This is a genomic window from Mycobacterium sp. (assembly GCF_049647605.1).
Taxonomy (GTDB): Bacteria; Actinomycetota; Actinomycetes; order Mycobacteriales; family Mycobacteriaceae; genus Mycobacterium.
The window spans coordinates 1-4747 of sequence record NZ_JBARXZ010000107.1 but is presented as its reverse complement, the minus strand read 5'-3'; the positions used below and the strand labels follow the sequence as shown (position 1 = coordinate 4747).

Annotated in this window: 6 protein-coding genes and 1 pseudogene; 3 read left to right on the top strand and 4 right to left on the bottom strand. The window is 68.0% G+C overall.

Going from position 1 to position 4747, the window contains the following annotated elements:
* From WBB07_RS13845 to WBB07_RS13835, 3 genes are all read right to left on the bottom strand, one after another.
* Positions 1-612: sulfurtransferase (locus WBB07_RS13845; RefSeq protein WP_526308563.1), on the bottom strand; the 612-nt coding region annotated here is incomplete at its 3' end.
* 12 nt (positions 613-624) lie between these two features.
* Positions 625-1473: an acyl-CoA thioesterase domain-containing protein gene (locus WBB07_RS13840; protein ID WP_526308561.1), complete on the bottom strand. Its 849-nt coding sequence runs from the start codon at positions 1471-1473 to the stop codon at positions 625-627.
* A 42-nt stretch (positions 1474-1515) separates the two neighbouring features.
* A complete protein-coding gene (locus WBB07_RS13835) occupies positions 1516-1941 on the bottom strand; it encodes an EVE domain-containing protein (RefSeq protein WP_526308559.1) in 426 nt (141 codons plus the stop codon).
* 62 nt (positions 1942-2003) lie between these two features.
* Between WBB07_RS13835 and WBB07_RS13830 the strand changes: the two genes are divergently transcribed.
* On the top strand, positions 2004-3074 hold the full coding sequence (locus tag WBB07_RS13830) for a phosphotransferase family protein (RefSeq protein ID WP_526308557.1): 1071 nt from the start codon (positions 2004-2006) through the stop codon (positions 3072-3074).
* Here WBB07_RS13830 and WBB07_RS13825 read toward each other — a convergent pair.
* On the bottom strand, positions 3052-3804 hold the full coding sequence (locus tag WBB07_RS13825; protein ID WP_526308555.1) for a helix-turn-helix domain-containing protein: 753 nt from the start codon (positions 3802-3804) through the stop codon (positions 3052-3054). The genes WBB07_RS13830 and WBB07_RS13825 overlap by 23 nt on opposite strands.
* Before the next feature lie 145 nt (positions 3805-3949).
* Between WBB07_RS13825 and WBB07_RS13820 the strand changes: the two genes are divergently transcribed.
* Both WBB07_RS13820 and WBB07_RS13815 read left to right on the top strand, forming a co-directional pair.
* The gene (locus tag WBB07_RS13820) at positions 3950-4381 is read left to right on the top strand and encodes a WhiB family transcriptional regulator (RefSeq protein WP_526308553.1); all 432 of its coding nucleotides are present in this window, start codon (positions 3950-3952) and stop codon (positions 4379-4381) included.
* A gap of 11 nt (positions 4382-4392) precedes the next feature.
* Positions 4393-4747: pseudogene (locus WBB07_RS13815) on the top strand (C40 family peptidase); the annotation flags it as partial.

Sequence of the window (4747 nt, the reverse complement as noted above, 5' to 3'; positions counted from 1 at the left end):
GTTCGCGGCGGTGGGCGCCGACACCGCACCGGGGATGTGCCCGGCGCGCGGATCCAGCGGCTCCTCGTCCCCGCGGTACAGGGCGGCGGCCCGGGCGTCGAGCACCACATGGTCATCGGCGGCAGCGTCGGCGGCCACCCCGTCGGCATCGGTGGTCGGCATCGCGTCGAGGTCGGTGATGGTGATGTCACCCGGTGCGGGCGTGACGTCACCGGTCTCCGTCGCCAGCCCGGCACGTTGCCAGGCTGCCCAACCACCGTCGAGCAGCAGCACATCGGTCACACCGCCGGCACGCAACAACCACCAGGCGCGGGAGGCGGCTTGGCCGCCCCAGTCGTCATAGACCACCACGGTGTCACCGGTATTGAGTCCCCACCGGCGTGCTGCTTGCTGCAGGTTGGCCGCCGATGGCAGCGGGTGCCGTCCGCGGCCGGGCACGGAATGATCGGCGAGCTCGACATCCATGTCGACAAACACCGCGGCCGGCAGATGGCCGGCGAGGTAATCGGGGCGGCCGTCGGGGGCCATCACGGTCCAGCGCACATCCAGGATCCGCAGATCGGTGCGGGAAAGCTGTTGTGCCAGAGCGTCTGGAGTTATCAGTATCGACACGGGAATTCCTTCCTAGACAGCGCTGATGCGGGGTGAGAAGGCCTCGGGCGGTTGCGCAAGGGCGACCGCCACGGCAGTGCCGATGGGGCCGTGCACATCGAAGACGGTGGCGGTGCCGGTGGCGATACCGGCGGAGCTGTGCTGGCTCATCGCAGCCAGGCCGATGTACTCGCTGTCGGGCAGCCGGCTGAGCGTCAACGTGTAGTCGGCGTTGATGTGGCGCAGGCCTCCGGTGCCCCAGTGGGTCAGGGGGCTGGTGACCTCGGCACACATCACGGCGCGGGTGAAGGGTGTCGCGACGGCGCCGTTGACGAGGGGCCGTGTCTGCCGAATCCAGGCGAACTTCTGATTGTGGGACTGCTGCCATTCCGTCGCATTGAGGCCCGGCCCGCCGGAGGTGGGGTTGGTGCCGTAGGCCCGCATGAACATCGGCAGCCCGGGCGGCAGTTCGGCGGGTTCCTCGGGCAGTGGCGGCATCTCCAGCGGCGGTGACCACACCTGCGTGTCCGGCTCCTCGGTGCGGCGCAGGAACACCGCGCTGGCGCGGGAGACCACCGTGTCCCGCTGGAACAGGGTCACGTCAGCGACCTTGATGCGCTTGCCTTCTCGTTGCACTGTTGTCTGGATTCGCACCGGTTCCATGAAGGTCGGCCGGAGTAGGTCAACGGTCAGCCGGGCGGGCAGGAAGTCCGGGTCACCGGCGTCGCGCTCCACCGCCCAGCCCAGCAGCCCGCTGACCAGCTGGCCACCGACGGTGCCGCCCCAGGGCCCGCGAGCTTGCTCGGTCGGCACAAACGTGTCACCGCCGGCAGAGCCGTCAGGCGTGGTGAAGAATGCGTCCGCGGGTTCGCTGGTGCTCACCATTGCCACGATAGGACAGCGGTGTGGCCGCGCGATGGCCGGTCAGGCGGCGGCGCGATCGGTCATCGTGCTGCGGATGAGGTCGAAGTCATGGTTGTTGATCCGGAACAACCCGAACCGGAATCGAAAACCCCAGTGCTGCTTGTCCTCGATGAATTCCAGTTGGTCGATCAGGGGGCGAATGGGCACCGGAGTGGTGTCGATGAACTCGACTCGGCGGCGATACGGCCGAAACTCCGGGGACACCTCCACCTGGTAGGGCTCGTCGTCGGCGATCTGGCCGATGGCGGTGAACATCCGAAGCGGATCGCCCTCGGGGTAGTGGGTCTTGGATGAGTAGAAAACCATCCAGTCGCCACGGGCCAGCCGCCGGAGACGGTCGGGTTTACCGTGGTCGACCTGAGTGAAGCCGCCGGCCGCAGCGCGGCGGACGTGGTCTGCGCTGACCGTTGCTATGTATGCCGTCATAGGGCCAAGTTAGGCGCGCGGTCCGACAATTCCGGCGACTGAAACGTGTTCTAATTCACTGTGTGACCGCCAGCGCAACGATTCCCGCCCGGCCGCAGGACGTCACCAACGACTGGCTGACGGCCGTGCTCGGCACCGACGTCACCGCCGCAACCGTCACCGCCGTCGGCACCGGACAGACCGGCGCCACCTACCGTGTTGCCCTCACCTACGCCGATCCCACCGACCTGCCGGCCACCCTGATCGTCAAACTGCCGTCCCAGGACGACGCGGTACGCGAGCGGGTGGCGCTCGGCTACCGGTCCGAGCACGCCTTCTACACCGAGGTCGCGGCTACCTTGCGGCTGCCACTGCCTCGGTGTTACCACTGCGAAATCGACCGCGACGGTGCTGATTTCGTGATGCTGTTGGCTGACCTGGCCCCCGCGGTGCAGGGCGATCAACTGCAGGGGTGCACCGTCGAGGAAGCGCGGCTGGCGGCGACGGCGCTGGCCGGACTGCACGGGCCACGCTGGTGCGACCCGGACTGGTTGACCTTCACCGGCGCCACCATGCCCCGGCCGGACGCCGACTTCGCCCGGGGCCTGGGAGATCTTGCGGTGATGGCCGCCGACACCACCCTGGACAGGCTGGGGGATCGGATGTCGGCAACGGATCGGGACACCCTCACCGAGATCGCCGCCCTGGTGGGGCGCTGGCTGCTGCTGGAGCCGGACCGGTTCAGCCTGCTGCACGGTGACTACCGGCTGGACAATCTGCTGTTCGATCCCGAGCGCACGCGGGTGACCGTGGTCGACTGGCAGACGCTGACCGTGGGGCTGCCGGCCCGGGATCTGTCCTACTTCACCGGCACCAGCCTGCTGCCGGAGCTGCGCGTCACCGCCGAACGCGACCTCGTCGGGGACTACCACCGCGAGCTCCTGGCACACGGTGTCGGTGGCTACGACATCAACACCTGCTGGCGCGACTACCGGCTGGGGATGCCACAGATCCCGCTGATCACCACCTTCGGGTTCGCGTTCTCGGCGGCCACCGAACGCGGCGACGACATGGTGCTGACAATGCTGCAGCGCGGCTGCCGGGCCCTTCGCGAGCTCGGCACCGCTGCCCTCATTCGCGAGCTGGCGGGCTGAGGCCGGCGTCGACAAACGCCCGGATCCGGCCCAGGGCGCCTGCCGGGATGACCCCGTTGTTCCGGATATCCCAGACCTCGGCGGCGGTGATGCCCAGTAGGGCGGCGACGACGTGCTCAGGCAACCCGGATTGGGAGCAGGCCCGGTCGAATCGGGCGCCGAGGCTGTCCGGCAGTCGGGACAGTAGCTCACGCCGAAGGGTTTCCAACGTGGTGATGTGTGCCAGCAGCGGGCCCACGGGATCGGCTCCGGCGTTCACCGCCACCCGCCACGAATTCGCGGCCAGCAGCTCGGCCTTGGTGCACTGCTCGACGATGGATTGGACGATGGATTCGTATACGGCAGAGGTGGAGGCGGGAAGGCGGGCGACGACGGCATTGATGGCCTCGATCTGGGCCTCGGCGAATCCTTCGAACACCGAGGTGTCGGTGTGACGGTCGACGACGATCTGGGGGTCGGGCACATTCTGCGGCAGCGGCTGGGGGCTCAGCAGCTGGGTCAGTTCGGCGTCGGAGTCCGGTGCGAGGACCAGGCCGGCGTAGGTGCCCGGCGGTAGCCCGAGGCCGTTCTCGACTTTTTGAACAGTGGTTTTGTGCGGCTTTCGGGCGCCGCGTTCCAGGTAGCTGAGGCCCATCACGCTGACGCCGGTCATCTCGGCGAGGTCGGCGAGGGACCAATCTCGTGATTCTCGCAACGCACGTATCGCGGCGCCTGCGGATTCCCGGCTCACGCCTGGCCTCCGGACATGAAGGGATCGTACACACGCCGGCCGGTAGCTCATTTCATATATGTTTTTATCTACGTTTTCTTGTTAATCGAAGGTGTTTTCATATACGCTCCCGTCATTCGCCCTCGAGTGAAGGAGAGTCCCTCACATGGATCGACACAGCGCCGATCGACCTTGCGTCACCAATCCCGACTTGTGGTTCGGCTACTCCGATGACGACGGAGCCGACGGAGCGGCCAAAGCGCGCGCCTACGAGACCGCGGCAACCGAGGCCCGTACCCTTTGCCTGCGCCGGTGCCCGCTGGCCCAGCAGCGCAGATGCGCAGGTTCGGCGGCCCACCACGGCGAGGAGTACGGCGTGTGGGCGGGAATGAAGCTGCCGGGCGGTCAATACCGCAAGCGCCACGAACTCGCGGCAGCGCATGAGACATTGCGCCGGATCGCAGCGGGCGAGATCAACGCCCGGGAGCTGCCCGAGAACGCAGCGCTTCTCGAGCGCACGGAATCCCAGGTGCTGCCCGGGACGGCTGCCGTGCTCCATCTGCCGGCACCACGCCTGCTCCCACGCTCGGCAGCCTGAGGGCGGCTCGCATGGGTGAGTTGGAGATCCTGACCCGTGCCCACGATCTGTTCGCCTCGGCCAGCAGGCCCGCGGCGGTCGCTGCCGGCATCGACCATCTCGGGGCGGGCCTGCGCCGTGCTTCGCAGGTGAGCCTCGGCAGCGGCCAGGAGCGATACCGGGCTGTCGCCGATGCCGCGCAGCAGTCGCTGCAGCGGATGACCGCCACCGATCGGGAATTGGCCGCGATCCTCGCCAGTGCGCAACAAGATCACGCCCACGCCCGCGAGCGGACTGCGGCAGTGCTCGAGGCGGCACGTGCCGACACCGCGACGCCGCTGGATTCCCCAGTGGCACAGCGCGAAGCAATGCGGCGCACCGTGGAGC

Bases quoted from the DNA above. Each gene is read 5' to 3' on its own strand.
- WBB07_RS13835 (WP_526308559.1), bottom strand. From the start codon at position 1,941: ATGACGGCATACATAGCAACGGTCAGCGCAGACCACGTCCGCCGCGCT.
- WBB07_RS13820 (WP_526308553.1), top strand. From the start codon at position 3,950: ATGGATCGACACAGCGCCGATCGACCTTGCGTCACCAATCCCGACTTG.